Source organism: Mucilaginibacter rigui (assembly GCF_014773275.1).
Taxonomy (GTDB): domain Bacteria; phylum Bacteroidota; class Bacteroidia; order Sphingobacteriales; family Sphingobacteriaceae; genus Mucilaginibacter; species Mucilaginibacter rigui_A.
In genome coordinates this window covers 633,430-651,249 of record NZ_JACWMW010000003.1, presented here as the reverse complement: position 1 = coordinate 651,249, position 17,820 = coordinate 633,430, and the positions used below count along the sequence as shown (strand labels likewise).

The 17,820-nt window shown below is 41.3% G+C and carries 13 protein-coding genes; 4 read left to right on the top strand and 9 right to left on the bottom strand.

The features are described 5' to 3' along the window. Positions 1–150 precede the first annotated feature (150 nt). The gene (alaS, locus tag IDJ75_RS16325; RefSeq protein WP_191176682.1) at positions 151–2,898 is read right to left on the bottom strand and encodes an alanine--tRNA ligase; all 2,748 of its coding nucleotides are present in this window, start codon (positions 2,896–2,898) and stop codon (positions 151–153) included. Between the two features lie 227 nt (positions 2,899–3,125). Between alaS and IDJ75_RS16320 the strand changes: the two genes are divergently transcribed. From IDJ75_RS16320 to IDJ75_RS16310, 3 genes are all read left to right on the top strand, one after another. Continuing rightward, entirely contained in the window at positions 3,126–3,461 is a 336-nt protein-coding gene (locus IDJ75_RS16320; protein WP_191176681.1) for a MerR family transcriptional regulator, read from the top strand. Positions 3,462–3,519: 58 nt separating this feature from the next. Then, positions 3,520–5,616: a ComEC/Rec2 family competence protein gene (locus tag IDJ75_RS16315; protein WP_191176680.1), complete on the top strand. Its 2,097-nt coding sequence runs from the start codon at positions 3,520–3,522 to the stop codon at positions 5,614–5,616. Between the two features lie 70 nt (positions 5,617–5,686). Then, positions 5,687–6,334 carry a DUF4412 domain-containing protein gene (locus IDJ75_RS16310; protein ID WP_191176679.1) on the top strand — a complete coding sequence of 216 codons (648 nt, stop codon included), beginning with the start codon at positions 5,687–5,689 and terminating at the stop codon, positions 6,332–6,334. A 57-nt stretch (positions 6,335–6,391) separates the two neighbouring features. Here IDJ75_RS16310 and IDJ75_RS16305 read toward each other — a convergent pair whose 3' ends face one another. From IDJ75_RS16305 to IDJ75_RS16285, 5 genes are all read right to left on the bottom strand, one after another. Continuing rightward, positions 6,392–6,997: a hypothetical protein gene (locus IDJ75_RS16305; RefSeq protein ID WP_191176678.1), complete on the bottom strand. Its 606-nt coding sequence runs from the start codon at positions 6,995–6,997 to the stop codon at positions 6,392–6,394. A gap of 5 nt (positions 6,998–7,002) precedes the next feature. Continuing rightward, on the bottom strand, positions 7,003–8,268 hold the full coding sequence (bioA, locus tag IDJ75_RS16300; protein WP_191176677.1) for an adenosylmethionine--8-amino-7-oxononanoate transaminase: 1,266 nt from the start codon (positions 8,266–8,268) through the stop codon (positions 7,003–7,005). Beyond that, positions 8,265–8,711, bottom strand: coding sequence for an NUDIX domain-containing protein (locus tag IDJ75_RS16295; protein ID WP_191176676.1), 447 nt, complete (start codon positions 8,709–8,711; stop codon positions 8,265–8,267). Before IDJ75_RS16295 ends, bioA begins: the two co-directional genes overlap by 4 nt. Then, positions 8,704–9,678: a cation diffusion facilitator family transporter gene (locus tag IDJ75_RS16290; protein ID WP_191176675.1), complete on the bottom strand. Its 975-nt coding sequence runs from the start codon at positions 9,676–9,678 to the stop codon at positions 8,704–8,706. The genes IDJ75_RS16295 and IDJ75_RS16290 overlap by 8 nt, the downstream gene beginning before the upstream one ends. Before the next feature lie 74 nt (positions 9,679–9,752). Continuing rightward, positions 9,753–10,601: a hypothetical protein gene (locus IDJ75_RS16285; protein ID WP_191176674.1), complete on the bottom strand. Its 849-nt coding sequence runs from the start codon at positions 10,599–10,601 to the stop codon at positions 9,753–9,755. Between the two features lie 143 nt (positions 10,602–10,744). Here IDJ75_RS16285 and IDJ75_RS16280 point away from each other — a divergent pair, with 143 nt between their 5' ends. Continuing rightward, positions 10,745–11,938, top strand: a complete 1,194-nt coding sequence (locus IDJ75_RS16280) for a pyridoxal phosphate-dependent aminotransferase (protein ID WP_191176673.1) — start codon at positions 10,745–10,747, stop codon at positions 11,936–11,938. A 144-nt stretch (positions 11,939–12,082) separates the two neighbouring features. Here IDJ75_RS16280 and IDJ75_RS16275 read toward each other — a convergent pair whose 3' ends face one another. The 3 genes from IDJ75_RS16275 to IDJ75_RS16265 all read right to left on the bottom strand — a co-directional run bounded on the left by IDJ75_RS16275 (position 12,083) and on the right by IDJ75_RS16265 (position 17,807). Next, positions 12,083–13,618 carry a hypothetical protein gene (locus tag IDJ75_RS16275; protein ID WP_191176672.1) on the bottom strand — a complete coding sequence of 512 codons (1,536 nt, stop codon included), beginning with the start codon at positions 13,616–13,618 and terminating at the stop codon, positions 12,083–12,085. A gap of 117 nt (positions 13,619–13,735) precedes the next feature. Next, positions 13,736–14,254, bottom strand: a complete 519-nt coding sequence (locus IDJ75_RS16270) for a hypothetical protein (protein WP_191176671.1) — start codon at positions 14,252–14,254, stop codon at positions 13,736–13,738. Between the two features lie 373 nt (positions 14,255–14,627). After that, a complete protein-coding gene (locus tag IDJ75_RS16265) occupies positions 14,628–17,807 on the bottom strand; it encodes an efflux RND transporter permease subunit (RefSeq protein WP_191176670.1) in 3,180 nt (1,059 codons plus the stop codon). Positions 17,808–17,820: the final 13 nt, after the last annotated feature.

Sequence of the window (17,820 nt, the reverse complement as noted above, 5' to 3'; positions counted from 1 at the left end):
GCCCATAAAGCGGTCTTTCTGTTTTAGTCTTAGATTGAAGCGATGGCTTATGTAGTCGTAGGGGCCGAATCGTTATTTATTTTACAGACCCATACATTATAAAAATTTCATTTTTCCTCGTACCTCGTTCGAAATTAGGGAAAAGATAATTTAACTCACAAAGCTCTTCGCTTTTGCTAAAGCGTTATCAATACCGCTTACATCGCTGCCGCCGGCTGTAGCGAAGAATGGCTGACCGCCGCCCCCGCCTTTAACCTCTTTAGCAAGCTCTTTTACGATGTTACCCGCATGCAGGCCTTTTTCTTTTACCAAAGCTTCATCAATCATTACCGTAAGGCTTGGTTTGCCATTAATATTGGCTGCCAGTACCAGGAATAAATTCGGAACAATATCTTTTAAGTTATAGGCCAGGTTTTTAATAGCATCTGCATTAGGTAATTCAACCTTTTGAGCGATGAAATTGATGCCGTTGATTGCTTCGGCAGTTTTAGCCAGGTCATCTTTTAAACCCGATGCTTTCATGAGTACCGCTTTCTCCAGTTCCTTTTTCATTCGGTTGTTATCCTCAAGGAGAGTTTCAACGCTTTTAGATAAATCGGCAGGATTTCTAAGCAGTTCTTTCAATTTTTTTACCAAACGGCCTTCTTCCTGTATATAATTCACAGAGTGGTAACTGGTGATGGCTTCAATACGGCGAACCCCTGCGGCTACGGCGCTTTCGCCGGTTATTTTAAAGAAACCTATCTCGGCAGTGTTTTGTACGTGCGTACCACCGCAAAGTTCCTTGCTAAATTTATCGTCAAAGGTTATTACGCGTACAAAATCACCATACTTTTCACCGAACAGCGCGGTAACACCGCTTGCGATAGCATCATTGTACCATACATTGCGTTCTTCTTTCAGCGGGATGCCTTCGCGCACTTTTTGGTTTACAATGCGTTCCAGGGTTTCTATTTCGTCATCGGTAACTTTCTGGAAGTGTGAAAAATCGAAACGCAGCTGATCCGGGTTTACCAACGATCCTTTTTGGTTTACGTGCTCGCCCAAAGTTTCTTTTAGCGCGGCATGCAGCAAGTGCGTTGCCGAGTGGTTAGCGTTGGTCATGATGCGTTTGCCCATATCAACGTACGCCATAAAGCGGGTTGGCATTGGGTTGGGTAAGGTCCATTCTTCCGCGCCATCCTGTGTGTAATAAGGTTGTAGGTTGGCGTAATGAATAATTAACCCGTTCTCTTTTTTGGTATCAGTTACTTCGAACGACAAGGGTCCTTTTTGCTCATCGTACCATTCGCTGGTTAACATGCCGGTATCACCTACCTGGCCGCCGCTTTCGGCATAAAATGGCGTACGGTTCAGTACTATCTGGTATTGCTCCTTACCCTGTGCGGTAACCTTACGATACTTTAAAATTTCGCAATCCGTTTGCATTTCGTCATAACCCACAAACTGAGTGTTATCGCCACCGCGAAGAACCATCCAATCGCCGGCGCTAACGGCCGTAGCCGCGCGTGAGCGAAGTTTTTGACCTTGAAGGGCTTTTTCAAAGCCTTCAATATCTACAATCCAGCCTTTTTCACGAGCCATTAGCTCGGTCAGGTCTATAGGAAATCCATAAGTGTCAGATAATTCAAATGCTGCTTGGCCCGAAATTGAGTTTACTCCTGGTTGGTGTTCGACAAACTTACCGTCATTTAAAATGGTTGTTCCAACATATACAATTGAAGTCAATTCATTGAACTTCCTGATACCAGCTGATAGCGTTCTTAGAAATGACACCTCCTCCTCAAAAATCACCTTCTGCACAAAATCTTTCTGAGCATATAATTCATCAAACACTCCTTTAAACTGCTCTGCCAGTAATGGCACCAGTTCGTTAAAGAATGGTTCTTTAAAATCTAAGGTTTGGTAGCTGTAACGCACCGCGCGGCGTAATATCCTGCGGATAACGTAACCTGCTTTATTGCTTGCAGGTAGTTGCCCGTCGGCAATGGCAAAGCTTATGGCACGGATATGGTCGGCCAGTACGCGCATAGCAACGGCATCATTCCAATCGGCATCTCCGGGTTTGGCTGCGCTGTTATATTTTTTACCACTTTTCTCTGCAATGAACTGGATCATCGGCTGGAAAACATCGCTATCATAATTGGAGGTTTTTCCTTGCAGCACACGCACCAAACGCTCAAAGCCCATCCCGGTATCTACGTGTTTATTTGGTAACGGCTGTAACGAGCCATCCTTTAACCTGTTAAACTGCATAAACACGTTATTCCAGATCTCTATTACCTGGTCGTGGTCGGCATTTACTAATGATGCACCGCTAACCTCAGCACGCTCATTATCCGGGCGACTGTCAAAGTGGATCTCCGAACACGGTCCGCAGGGGCCGGTTTCGCCCATTTCCCAAAAGTTATCTTTTTTGTTGCCGGGCAATATGCGGTCTTCGGGTACATACTGCTTCCACAGATCGTAGGTTTCAGTATCTTTTTCAAGGCCTTCCTTCTCGTCGCCTTCAAAATAGGTTACGTACAGGCGGCTTTTATCAAGCTTGTAAACCTCTGTTAACAGTTCCCAGCTCCAGGCAATGGCTTCTTTTTTAAAGTAATCGCCAAAGCTCCAGTTACCCAGCATCTCAAACATGGTGTGGTGATAGGTATCAATACCCACTTCTTCAAGATCGTTATGCTTGCCGCTAACACGCAGGCAACGCTGTGTATCGGCTACGCGCGGGGCTTTCGCCGGTGCTTCGCCCAAAAACACATCTTTAAACTGGTTCATCCCCGCGTTGGTGAACATCAGGGTTGGGTCGTTTTTAACAACAATAGGTGCGCTTGGCACAATAATGTGGCCTTTAGAAGCGAAAAAATCAAGAAAAGCCTGGCGTATTTCTTTAGCGGTCATAGTAATAAATAGTTTGCAAAAATGTGAATTTTTTTCACATAATTTCACACTTTCATTAACAACACGTCATTGCAAGGCACGAAGCAATCTCCGGATAGGTTAACCGGCTATGCAAAGTTCTGAGATTGCTTCGTACCTCGCATGATGGGTGGATAAAAGCCGCAGGCAGCTCCATAAAATCCGAAATCGAAATTCCGAAATCTAAAATCAAAACTTTACATTTGCGTATGCCTTACAAAGACCGCGAGATCAGCAAAATGTACTACACCATGGGTGAGGTTTCGGCCATGTTTGGTGTTAACCAGTCGTTGCTACGTTTTTACGAGAAAGAATTTAGCGTATTGCAGCCTAAAAAAAATAAAAAGGGCAACCGCTACTTTACCCCCGAGGACCTGGAAAATTTCAAGATAATTTTTCACCTGATAAACGATAAGGGCTACACGCTGCAAGGTGCAAAAGACCACCTGAAAAACAATATGGGCGATACCCGCGACCAGCAGCGCGTAATAGATTCGCTGGAAAACATGAAAAAATTCTTGCTGGAAGTACGCGACCAGTTGTAATTAGCCGCAGATATTCTAATTTTATTCCCGGTTGCCTTATCACCGCGAATAAAACACTATGATAGCTAAGCACAAAGGTGAAATACCTGTTGTTGTACTTCTACTCCCCTTTTTAGCTGGCATAAGCTGTGGATTTTTCTATCCGGGCATCAATACCTCATTTAATTTAATTGTGCTTGTAGCACTAAGCCTCTTATTTACCGGCCTTAACTTGTGGTACACGCCGCTTAACGTTTACAAAAAAAGGTGGCTTGGCGGCATGCTTATTTTCCCGATTGTGTTTCTACTGGGATTATTCATCACCGTTCGCAATAATGAGCTGAACAACCTCGATCATTTTTCGAAATCCCCATCGCAGCAGCTTGTTGCCATTATTACATCCGAACCAAAGATAAAAGACGACCTGGTACGTTTTACAGCAGATATAAGGCAAAGCATTAGCAATGGGCAGGCCACTAAAACCACTGGTAACCTACTGATAACTATTAAAGATGAACTGGCTAAAAACATGTTTTACGGTGAAGAATTGCTGATACCTGCCAAATATGCGCCTGTTGACCCGCCATATAACCCCGGCGAGTTTAATTATAAAAAGTACCTGGCCAATAAGAATGTGCATTACCAGGCTTTTTTATACCCTGGTCAATACAAAATCATTACAGCCGGGCAAGCAAACCTGGTAATAGCATACGCGCTGCGCACAAGGCAAAACCTGGTTGATAAGCTAAAGCAAAACATGCAGGATACCACCGCCATTGCAGTTGCATCTACCCTGATATTGGGCTACAAAGCCGATATGAGTAACGAGGTTTTGCAGGCTTATTCAAAAACGGGCACAATCCATATCCTCTCGGTTTCGGGCGGGCATGTGGCCATTATTTATTTGCTGCTGGGCTGGGCACTGAGTTTCATGAATGGTTATAAACATGGTAAGCTGTTAAAGGCCATAATCATCATCGCACTGATTTGGGTTTACGCGTTGCTCACCGGGTTTTCGCCTGCTGTGTGCAGGGCCGCGGTGATGATCAGTTTGGTTATCAGTGGTAAAACGTATAACAGGTATATTAATAGTTTAAACCTGCTGGCTGCATCGGCATTCGCGTTGTTGCTGTATAATCCTTTTTTGCTGATGGATGTAGGTTTCCAACTCTCTTACCTCGCAGTAGGCGGCCTGGTTGTTTTCCAACCAATGGTTTACAAATGGTTTAGTTTTAAGAACAGCGTAGCCGATAAGTTGTGGATGGCATGTTCGGTATCGATAGCTGCGCAGGTTATTACTTTTCCGCTCAGCGCGTATTACTTTCATCAGTTCCCGGTTTACTTTTTGGTGAGCAACCTGCTTATCATCATCCCGGTAAGCATTATTATGTATAGCGGGCTGCTGCTTTTGGTACTGCCGCAAATACCTTATGTATCAAAAACATTAGGCTATGTGCTTGAACACTCAATTTTATTGATGAATAAAGCGTTGGCCGTTATAGAGCATTCGCCCTACGCCAGTATTAACAAAATATGGCTCAGTAAACTGGAGTTCCTGCTGCTGTATGGTATCATTATACTGGCGTTTTACTTTTTATACAATAAAAGCAAATGGCTTATCACAGCGGCGCTTGGGTGTACCCTGGCATTCAGCATAAGTATCAGCTTTAAAAAACTGATTGCTGATAACAACCGGTCGGTAACTTTTTTAAGCCTCAGGAAACATACAGGTATTGTGTTTAAAAATGGCAACAGCGGAGTTGTGATAAGTGATCTGCCAGAGAATGATAAGAATTTTCAATACTCCGTACAGCCGTGTTTGGATAGCAACCGCATTAGCAATTATAAGGTGTACCCTTTGAATGCAAATATCAAAACATCGTATATTTTAAAACAGGGCAACTTAGTGGCCTTTCAAAATAAAAAGCTGATGCTTTTAAACGATGCAAGTAAAATACAGTCTATCCCGCAGCAATTAAAGATAGATTATTTGTATTTGAGCGATAATTTCCCTGTTGACACCAGCGTGTTAATAAATAAAACACTTATTATTGACGGAAGCAGCTCTGATAAATATATAAACGGCTTATTACCAATATTTAGAAAGATGCATCAGGAATACTATGTATTAAAGCGTAACAAATCGCTCCTTGTCACATCTAATTGGTACAAATAATTAAAAAATAACTTAAAAAAACTTGCACACGAGTTAATTACACACTAAATTGTACTATTAAATTAAAACTATGAAGAACAAACTATTTACTGCTGCACTGGGCCTTGCTCTTACCGCAACAGCTATCAGCGCAAGCGCACAAAAAGTTTATAAAGAAGGCATTATGGTTATTACTACCAATATGCAAGGCCAAACAGTTGAACTTAAAAACTATTTTAGGGCAGATAGTGCTGCTGCAACTTTCTCTGCCGGCCCGGCAAATATCAAGGTTTTAACCGATGCAAAACACAGCTATATGGCTGTTTTGGTTGATGTAGCCGTTGCTTCTATTAAAAAAGCAGCTGTTTATTCTCCGGCCGAGGTTGAAGAAGAAATGTCAAAAATGCCGGTTTTAACTTTTACACCCGGCACCGAAACAAAAGTTATATCAGGTTTTAACTGCAAAAAAGTTGTTGCTAAAGATTCTAAATCGGGCAAAACCTTTGACATATGGGTTACAAATGATGTTTCTGCACCATCAACCGCAGTTCAAAGCTATTATGCTAATATTGGTGGTTTCCCGGTACAGTTTGTCACTTTCCGCGAAGGACAATCTACTGAGGTTACTGTTAAAAGCTTAACAGAAGCAAAAGCACCTGCTGGTACCTTTGGTATCCCGTCTGATTTTGAAAAGATCACCTTAGATGACCTTAAAGCCTTGAGCGGCGGCGGTAACTAAACAAATCTTTTTATAAAACATGAAAGCCCGGTAGTTTTTAATTACCGGGCTTTGTTTTTAGTTCAATTCTGTAGATAAGCTGTTTACCCATTGGTGAAACAATCTACTTTCAAATTCTACGGCCTTTTGTGCATGGTTCTCCCAATCGGGTGAGAATTTTTGCAGCTGGTTTATCATCTCTTCCAGGTGCCCTTCTTCTTCTAATATGATCGATTTTACGTTCACCTTGCTACCTACCGCATCTAATGCATCCTGGTAAATGGGGTACAGTTCATCGGCACGTACTTCAATAGCATAGGTTACCAGCAGGTAAGCGGCAAAACGCAGTTCGGCGCCTGTTAAATGCAATTCTTTTTTCAGGTAGCGGCAAACATCAATATCCAACTGGTTTAAATAGTATTTGCTGAATGCAGGTGCTATCAGGTATTCCGCAGCGTAGGTAGGCAGCGCTTTGCCTGTTTTTTCTATCTGTTTTTTAAGGTAAAAAGCATGGCGGTGTTCTTCGGCGGCATGTTTTAATATGATGTATGTTACCGTTGCCGGGTCTTCACTTGCCGATATTTTGCGTGCGCCGGTGTTTTCCATTAACGACAGCGTATTTAACCAGCGGGCGTGTAAATAGTTATCGGCAATTATTTGAGGGAGTATTGTGTTTAGTTCCATATTTCTCAGATCTCGTTAAGGGCTTGCTCAACGGTGGTGTAAATGTAATCCAGTTCGGTATCAGTTATGCAATATGGGGGTAAAATGTAAATAATGTTACCTAATGGCCGTAGTATAATACCCTTGTTTAGAAAGTAATAGTAAAGCTTATCGCGCAGGCCGCTAAAGTACGAGGTATTATTCCCTGTCTCCCACTCCATCGCTAAGATAGTGCCTGTTTGGCGCGTCGTTTTTAAAGACTTGTGCCCTTTTATTTTATCAGCAAATACTGTGTGTCTTGCAGCAATACGGTCAATGTTTTTCTGTGTTGATGCATCCAGGAACAAATCGAGACTGGCAAGGCCCGCTGCACAAGCTACCGGGTTTGCTGTATAAGAATGCCCATGAAAAAGGGTCTTCATCTTATCATCAGATAAAAATGCGTTATAGATCTCTTGTGTGCATGTGGTAAGACCGAACGCCATTGTACCGCCCGTTAAACCTTTTGAAAAGCACATAATATCGGGCTGTGTTTGTAGATGATTGCAGGCAAATGGTTTGCCCGTGCGGCCAAAACCGGTGAACACCTCATCATCAATCATTAGAACACCTTCCTTACGGCAATGTGCCATCAGTTCGTCGAGGTACTTAGCCTCATACATGATCATCCCTGCAGAGCCCTGCACTAATGGTTCAAATATGAAGGATGAGATCTGAGACTTGAGATGTGAGATCTGAGACTTGAGAGCCTCAATGTTACTATTATTGGGTAGGTCAATAAACTCTACCTCAAAAAGAAGGCTGTCAAAAGCCGCGGTAAAGGCACTGCGGCCACTAACCGACATAGCGCCGAATGTATCGCCATGATAAGCGTTTTTAAAGGCGATGATCTTTGTACGCTGCTGGCCTTTATTATGCCAGTACTGCAGGCACATTTTTATGGCAACCTCTATAGCGGTTGAACCATTATCCGAATAAAATGCCTTTGCCTGGTTTGATGGCAGGATGGCCAATAAACGCTCGGCCAGTTCAACAGCGCCATGGTGCGTAAAACCCGCGAAGATGACATGCTCTAACTGTAATAATTGTTCGGCTATTTTTTTAGCGATATATGGGTGCGAATGCCCGTGAATGTTTACCCACCACGATGATATTGCATCAATGTATTTTGTACCGTCTTCGGTATATAAACAGGTACCTTCACCCCTAACAATAGGTATTGGCGGTTGCGCCGTTTGCATTTGCGTATAAGGGTGCCATATAACCTGCAGGTCGCGTTCAGCTAAATTCATATGGTTTTAATTAATAGGTCTGTCACGTATTGGTCCGTTGGGAAAGTAAAATCATCTACTGTTAGCTCGCTCAGCTTAACCCAGCGAAAGGCTTGCAATATGTCGCCTTCACCATCAAAATCAAACACTATGGTTTTGGTAGCAAAACGCAGATCAGAAACAGCCTTAACCAGGTAGTAAACGCTGATGATCTGCGAATCGTTAAAGGCAGATTTTACAAAAAAATCGGTGGTATAGAAATGACTGATTACCTCTACTTCGGTATTACACTCCTCTACAAATTCGCGTTTAAGCCCTTCTATAAGCCCCTCGCCATACTCTAACCCACCACCGGGGAATTTCGTAAAACGGATACCGTGCTCCTGCTCATCACTTATTAACACTTCGTTATCATCATTAATAAGTAAACCGTATACCCGTACGTTAAAAAACTTTTTACTCATAGTGTTTTTTGTTACGCATTACCTTGTCCATTGTCCAGGGGATATCTTCCGTTTTTGCTTCGCTCCTGATGGGGCAATTAGGCATGCTGCAATAGTGGCAGCAATCAGGCAGGCACGGGTCTGTATGGATAAAAAATTCTGTTGTGATACCCGCGTTCTTATTCACCAGTTTTTCTACTAGTTTAACTTCCTCATGCACCCTGTTCAGGTCGAAATAATTAGGCAGGGTAAGGTGGCAATCAATATGTAGCTCATTACCATACTTTTGCGCGCGCAGGTTATGTATATCTATCCACTCTTCGCGGCGCTGTTCGCCTAAAACCTTTACTACATCGCTTACAATAATAAAATCGGTCTCGTCCATTAACCCGGCTACCGATCTGCGGATAAGCTTATAACCCATATATAAAATATATGCGCCAACAAGTATAGAGAGCGCACTATCCAGCCATAGTATGTTTGTAAAATGTATCAGCAACAGGCCTGCAACCAGGCCGCTGCTGGTAACAGCATCTGTTAGCAGGTGATGCCCGTCGGCTTCTATGGTGATAGAAGGCAGCGATTTCCCCTTACGTATCATGTAATACCCAAGGCCGCCGTTTATAGCGCCGGTAACACCTATTATGGTAGCACCCAGTAACAGGTCATGAATAACCTCGGGATAAAAAATACTATAAGAAGATTTGATAATGATGATAAGCCCTGCAATACCAACCAGCGCACCTTCTATAAACACCGAAAAATACTCCACCTTGCCATGGCCATAAGGGTGGTTCTCGTCCCGTGGCTGCGATGCCAGGTAAATACTAAAGAAAGCAAATGAACTTGCCACCACGTTCACAATACTTTCGGCAGCATCAGTTAATACAAAGTTGGAGTTTGTAAGAAAATAAGCGCCAAATTTCATTACCATGAGCACAGCACCGGTAATAAGCGATATCAGTATTATCCTTTTTTGTTCCTTCAAAACCAACTTTTTTAGAGAGGCCAAACTTACGGAAATTTAGGCTTGCAGATAAGTTAATATCAAAAAACAAGGCTTCAATACCGGCCTATTCTTCCGTATCGTATCAGCATATAACTATATGCTATTAATACAGCCAGTACCATAAACACAACAATAGCACCAAACACTAATAATATGGTTTGCAAAGGCGACAACCGCGTAAAAAAGTTAGGCTTTTTTATTCCCAGTTTCTCTTTTAAAAAAATTGCTGCCACTAATACAACAATAATACCTGCTACTATACCAACCGCTACCAGTGCCTTATTGAACCAGTAAGCCCAATATTGTTTACGAGCATCGGCTTTTTGATTAATTTGCCAATGTACCCTGGTAATATAGTAATTGTTTGTACCTGCTTTGCCTATATCGACAAGCATGCTATGCTCGTTTTTTAAAGCGTAATAATTAACGCGCGATGATTCGAACCGAAGCTCTTTATGATCGTACTCAGCAAAAATATAGCTCCCGATAAATGAGCGTTTTGACATAATTTTCTTTACGTTATTAATATCCATCCGGGTTGTTATCGTATTCCCTGTTGCAGCGTAATAAAGCAACTTGGTGCCATACAAATTTACGCCCAGCAACACCGAAAGGAAAAAGGTGCCAATTATAATGTTCACATAGGTTATAACACGCCTTAAGCCTATATACTTTACACAATAATAGGTGAGTATTATAAACGCCACTACCCCGCAACCTATGTATTCGGCCAGGCTAATATTGGGGGTGAACATTTCAAAACAAATATCTGTTACAATATAATTGATCAGCATAAAAACTGCCACACAACCAATAAATATCTTATCGGCTCGGCTCATTTTTTTATCCTTTTCGCCTACATCTGTAATGTCTTTTTCCTTAAAATTAACGTAGTTATTCATTTATGTATTGGTAACCGCCAATATAAATGCTTACAGGTAGTAAATAGTTTCAAAAATATCTATTCACATTCCTAATTGTGCTGCTTTTGATAACCATCAGTAAACAAATTTTCTATATTTGCCGCAGTAACAAAAACAACAATATGAGCGCATTAAGTAACAGGATAAACAACCTGTCGGAATCCCAAACCATTAAAATGGCAAAAATGGGTCGCGAGTTGGCGGCTAAAGGTGTAGATGTGATAAGCCTTAGCTTTGGTGAGCCAGATTTTCATACCCCTGAGCACATTAAGGAAGCGGCAAAAACAGCTATGGATAATAACTTTACCTATTATACCCCCGTTGCGGGATATCCAGACCTGCGTAAGGCCGTGGTTGGTAAGTTGAAGACAGAAAACAACCTTGATTATACTGATACGCAAATTGTAGTTTCTACCGGTGCCAAACAAGCCCTTGCCAACACGGTATTATGTTTGGTTAACCCCGGCGAAGAGGTTATTATCCCTACCCCTTACTGGGTTTCATATTCAGAAATAGTAAAACTTGCCGAAGGTGTTAGCGTATTTATTGATACAACAGTTGAAAGCAATTTTAAAATAACCGCCGAGCAACTGGAAGCCGCCATTACACCTAAAACAAAATTGTTCATGTTCTCTTCGCCATGTAACCCTACAGGCAGCGTTTACAGTAAAGAAGAGCTTGCAAGCCTGGCTAAAGTGTTTGAAAAATACCCAAATATCTACATCCTAAGCGATGAGATCTACGAACATATAAACTTTATTGGAGGGCACGAATCTATAGCCCAATTTGAGAGTATTAAAGACCGCGTGGTGATTGTTAACGGATGGTCTAAAGCCTTTGCTATGACTGGCTGGAGGATTGGATACACCGCATCTAACAGCGAAATTGCTGCTGCCTGCGATAAGATCCAGGGCCAGATCACATCGGGTACCTGCTCTATCACCCAAAAAGCAGGTGTTGCTGCCTATACAGGTGGCTTGGAGACCGTTCATCAAATGCGCGATCAGTTCCAAAAACGCCGCGATTTAGTTTACGGCCTGTTAAAAGATATTCCGGGTGTTACCGTTAACCTGCCTGATGGCGCTTTCTACTTTTTCCCTAACGTTACTTCATTTTTTGGCAAAAGCTATAATGGTAAAACCATTAACGATGCTGATGAACTAAGTATTTATTTACTGGAAGAAGCACATGTTGCTACCGTGGGTGGTGATTCTTTCGGTGATAAAAAATCTATCCGTATTTCCTACGCCGCTGCCGAAGATAAATTGGTAGAGGCTGTAAAAAGGATAAAAGCAGCACTGGCAAAACTAGTGTAATTATTAGAATCAGAATTTACAGGATTAAATAATTTTCAGAATTCTGTTCATTCTAAAATTCTGCGGATTCTGATTCAGATATACAAAAAATCCCTTGTCAACTGGCAAGGGACTTTTTAATTAAATAGCTTATATCGCTAAAATTTAGAAAACTTTCTTAGGTTCAATACCCAAGCTTAAAACATTACCTGTTGTTATCTCTCTTGTGGTGTAATTTGTACCACTGACAGAAGTAATAATTGGTTGATCAAAACTTAATGTTGCCTCGCCCAAAAAATCCGAAGTTAATGTTGTTTTTACGTTAAAAGTTCTTTTTTCGCTTGTCGTTGCACTCGACCCAAATTTCAAACCGACTTTTTGAGTAACAGCATTTGTTATTTCAAAATTTGCCGCAAAAGTAGTTGTATTTTCATATGATTGGGTAATCTCTTGAGAATTATCATACTCATAAACAATAAACTTCCAGGCTGTACCATAATTTTGCAAGTCCCAAGGCACTAATTCTACGTTCGGATGGTATTCTTTTGGTGTGATTGTTTTTAGATGATAAACAAGCAAATTGAAAGGTTTATTATCCACAACCTTATCATATTGAAGATCGAATAAATCAGTCGGTTTTACACTTAACACTTTAGTGATATCATTTCCTAATCCATTTTTTGAATTTATTAAAACAGTAATTCTAAATTCAAAATTCCCTTCCGTCCACATAGTTGGAGGTATTGGTTGGCCATTTATTGTGCCACCATGCCCATAATTCTGATTAGCTTTAGGGTCTCCATCTTGGTCAGCAATCATACCTAACGCATCAGGAGTTAAAAATTTCATAGATGTTATGAACTCGCTGTAATTATTTTTAAATTCTCCTTTAGTATTTGTCGCCGTTAATCCGTAGTACACATAGTCGCGCTGCCAAGAATCACCTGAATTGTACGCTGCTATATTTACCGGATCAATTTCGCCGGTGGTAGCAATTCTATTCATTTTAATATCACCATCTTTAGAATTGACGTTCTTAAGCCCGTTAAAAGCTTCATCTGAAAAACTAAATGCCAAATTATTGTTTGAAGATGATTTAATAGAATTCGTTGTATTCCTTTTGGAAATATCATTGCCTTTATTAAGTACTACCCGTTCATTTTGCTTTACTACAACTACCGGAAAACCAGGAATTTCTCCCGGTTTAATAACTTCTTCTTTACCCGATCCATCAAATAATTCGACATTATTAACGCCGACTAAAGAATTAGCTACCAAAGGTATTTCATTAGTTATATTCCACTGTTGAGGATTAAAGTTTGGTAAAGTTGGAACGAAAATCGTTAATAAGGGTAATTTACTTTCAAGTGAATCCAGTTGTTTCTCTGAATTCGCATAACTTGCCATTATCTCGTGGAAAGTCTTGTTATCAGAAACTTTTTCATTTCTTACCAATTGATATAAGATGTCATAATCATTGTCAAATTGTTTTAAACTTTCAGTTTTTAAAAACTTCCTTAAAGGCTCACTTGATTGAATTGCCTTAGATAAAATTTTGGAAAATGTTTTTTGCGATTCTTGCTCTAATGATAAAGTAGAACTTACATTAACTTTTGCTTCACCTTTATAATCCTTTTTACAAGAATCGAATATTAATACAGACGAAATAAAGATACAAATAATGGGTAATTTAATTTTCATAATTATTTATTAGATATTTTATATTCGTCAAAGTTAAATAATTAATTCGTTATACGAAAAAAGCTCGTCATCTTGTGGATAACGAGCTTTTTCTAAGTAAGTGTTTCAGCTATAAAATTACAACCCGAAACCGTAAGCTATACGTAAACCTACTGTACCATAGTTATTGCTTTGGCCAGAGAAGTTTTCATAACGTGCACCGATATCCCATGATTGGTTAGCCCAACCGATACCTGGTGATGCAATTAACTTGGTATTTCCATTGCTGCGTGTCTCAAAACCGGCACCAACTTCTGCACCTAAATAAATGTTCTGAGATACAAACGCTTTGATACCTGCTTTAAGAGGCACGATACCTAAATTATCATAATTTTCATCTGTTCCCGGGATTTTTTTCCCAAAAAAGTTATAGTAACCTGATGTTAATGTTAAAGCCAAGTTGTCGGCTAAACCATATTGCAAACGGGCTGTACCACCGATACCGATATTTGAGCCATCATGCAGGTTGCCTACTGGTGCAAGACCTTCAAGACCTATACCGAAGCGTAAAGCGCTTTTTGGGGTAGATTGTGCATTTGCATTTGTTCCGATAAATATAGCTGCTGCTGTAAATGCTGCTGCTATTAGTTTGGTCATTCTTTTCATTGTCGTGTTTTTAGTAATACAATTATTAATTGTGATACACCGCTATAATCAAATACTTTGCCATAGCCCTTTATTTTTTAATAATTAAACACTATTATGTAGAAATAAAACCATCTTTTTAACTATAAAAATGGCTTTTATATACTGATAATCAACTTGGTTATGCACTGTTTCGTAAATGATGTACCTATTAAATTTATATAATATTATTTTTACCAGCTTTCATAATTTACGTGTTTGATTGGCTACAGAAGTGTATAGTGTTATCTATATAACACGTTTTGGGAGCGGTAAATTTCATCTGTATTTCATGCCAATATGGTGTTAAAAGTAAAATGCCCCTTAAATAAGGGGCATTTTACTTTTAAACTTCCGGGTCTATCTCCGGATCCGGTTTGTAACTTTTTTCCATTTCGGCGAGTTTGGCTTCGCCATAGGAGAATTTGGTAATGATGTAATACAATACCGGCACTATAAATATAGCCAGTGATGTTGCGGCAAGCATACCACCAAACACTGTCCAGCCAATTGTTTGGCGTGCCTGTGCGCCCGCACCAGATGCAATTACCAATGGTAAAACCCCCAGGATGAATGCCATCGATGTCATCACAATAGGCCTTAAACGTAGCCTTACTGCCTCCAGCGTAGCTTTTTCGAGGTTCATCCCCCTGTCCACACGCTCTTTGGCAAACTCCACTATCAGGATGGCATTCTTGGCAGCCAAACCTATCAGCGTTATCAAACCTATCTGTGCGTAAACGTTATTGGTAAGCCCCGGTTTAAACCAAAGGAACAGGATAGCACCAAACGCACCAAGCGGTACAGCAAGAAGTACCGAAAACGGTACAGACCAGCTCTCGTACAAGGCAGCCAGGAACAGGAACACGAAACCTATTGACAATGCAAATATGTAAACGGTTTTTGAACCCGATAACAACTCCTCGCGGCTTAAACCCGAAAACTCGTAACCATAACCTTGCGGAAGTGTTTCGGCAGCAACTTCTTTTAGGGCGGTAATAGCGTCGCCGCTACTAAAGCCCGGTTTGGTGCTACCATTTATCTCGGCAGAACGGAACAGGTTATAGTGTGATATTAACGGGGCATTTTCTATTACCTTATAAGTAGTAAGTGTGCTTAGTGGCACCATAGCACCGGCTTCGTTACGCACAAAGTACTGCCCTATATTGTCAATATTAGTACGATAATTTGTATCGGCCTGGGCAACTACCCTAAAGTTACGTCCATAAACGGTGAAATCGTTTATATATGAACTACCCATATAGGTTTGCAGGGTGTTGTTCACATCAGATATTTTAACACCTAATTTTTTAGCTTTTTCCCTATCGATTGTTAACTGGTAAGCAGGTGTATGCGCACCAAAAAATGTGAAAGCCTTGGCAATTTCGGGGCGTTTATTTACAGCGGCCACAAAAGTATTCAACACCTTTTCAAAGTTTTTAATATCGCCACCTGCTTCTTTCTCCTGCAGTATAAAAGAGAAACCACCCGTGTTACCTAAACCCGGAATTGCCGGCGGAGAGATCACAACCACACTGGCTTCTTTAAACCTGGCCAGTTTACCCTGTAATGTTGCAATAACACCATTTAACTGGTCTTTTTTGTCTTTACGCTCATCCCACGGTTTCAATTGGACAAATATGGTTGCGCTGTTTGATTTTGTAGCAAAGTTAACCGCATTTAACCCGCCCAAAGCGGCGTAGTGGTTAATAGCGGGTACGCTATCCAATACAGCCATCATCTCGTGCAAAACGGTAACTGTGCGTTCGGTTGATGAACCTTCAGGCAAATCGTAAGTTACGTAAATACGCCCCTCATCCTCCAGCGGTAAAAACCCTGATGGCTTTCCTTTAAACAAGAGCACGGTACCGATAATAATACATACAAGGATTATAACAATGAATTTGGAGTGTTTGATACCTTTATCTACCGCGTTACGATAACGGCCGGTAACCCTGTCAAACCATTGGTTAAATACATAGAAAAACCTGTTTAAACCGCCCGATTTTTCATCTATTTTATGCGGACGTAATAATATGGTACATAATGCAGGCGTAAGCGATAATGCTACAAATGCCGAGATCAATACCGATATGGCGATGGTGATAGCAAATTGTTGATATAACCGGCCAACTATACCCGGTACAAAACCTACCGGCACAAACACAGCTGCCAAAATCAACGCTATGGCAATTACCGGTGCAGATATATCGCGCATGGCATGTTCCGTGGCCTCTTTAGGCGACATGCCCTTCTCGTCCATATAATGTTGTACGGCTTCTACCACCACAATGGCATCATCTACCACAATACCAATGGCCAGTACAAACCCAAACAGCGTTAAGGTATTAATGGTAAAGCCCAGCGGGATAAAGAAAATGAACGTACCCACAATTGATACCGGGATAGCCAGTACCGGGATAAGGGTTGTACGCCAGTTTTGCAGGAATAAAAACACTACCACAATTACAAGTGCAAGGGCTATAACCAAAGTTTCGATAACCTCGTGAAGGGACACCTTTACTACCGTAACCGACTCAAAAGGGACAACATAATCAATATCAGTAGGAAAAGCTTTTTTAAGCTCGTTCATGGTAGCGGTTACGTTATCGGCAGTTTCTATAGCGTTACTGCCCGGCGCCTGGTATATTAACAGATACGATGCTCTTTTACCATCAACAAATGAGTTTCCTGAGTAGTTAAATTTACCAAGCTCAACACGGGCTACATCCTTTAAATGCACAACAGCACCTGTTTGTGGTATAGTTTTAACAACAACATTCTCAAATTCCGATTTATCTGTTAAACGGCCTTTAACCAATACAGAATATTCAAAGGTTTGCCCTTTCATTTGCGGGGTTGCACCTACCGTACCTGCTGCTACCTGCGCGTTTTGCTCGGTTAAAGCAGCGGTAACATCTGCCGCCGTCATATTTAAAGCGGCCAGCTTATCCGGCTTTAACCACAACCGCATACTAAAATCGTCAGCACGGGTAAATACGTCGCCCACACCTTTGGTACGCAGTAACGCATCCTTTATAAACACGTTGGTATAGTTATCTGTAAAAGTTACATCATGCGTTCCTTTTGGCGAGTACATAGCCACAAGCATTAATATACTTGGGTTACGTTTACGCACGATCATGCCTAAACGCTGTACCTCTTGCGGCAGGGTTGGTAAAGCAATACCTACACGGTTCTGCACATCAAGCGCGGCATTATTAATATCGGTACCAACCTCAAAGTTAACGGTCATGCTCATGGCACCGTTGCCGGTGCTATTACTTTGCAGGTAGGTCATACCCGGGGTACCGTTTACCTGTACCTCTACCGGTGTAGCTACGGTTTGCTCAACTGTTAAAGCATCGGCACCGGTGTAAGTACCGGTTACCTGTACCGTTGGCGGTGTAATTTCCGGGTATTGCCCAATTGGAAGGCTCGATATGGCCAGCATCCCAACGATCAGTATTACCAGCGATATTACAATTGCGGTTACCGGGCGTTTTATAAAAGTATCTGCGATCATTATTTATGTCTTT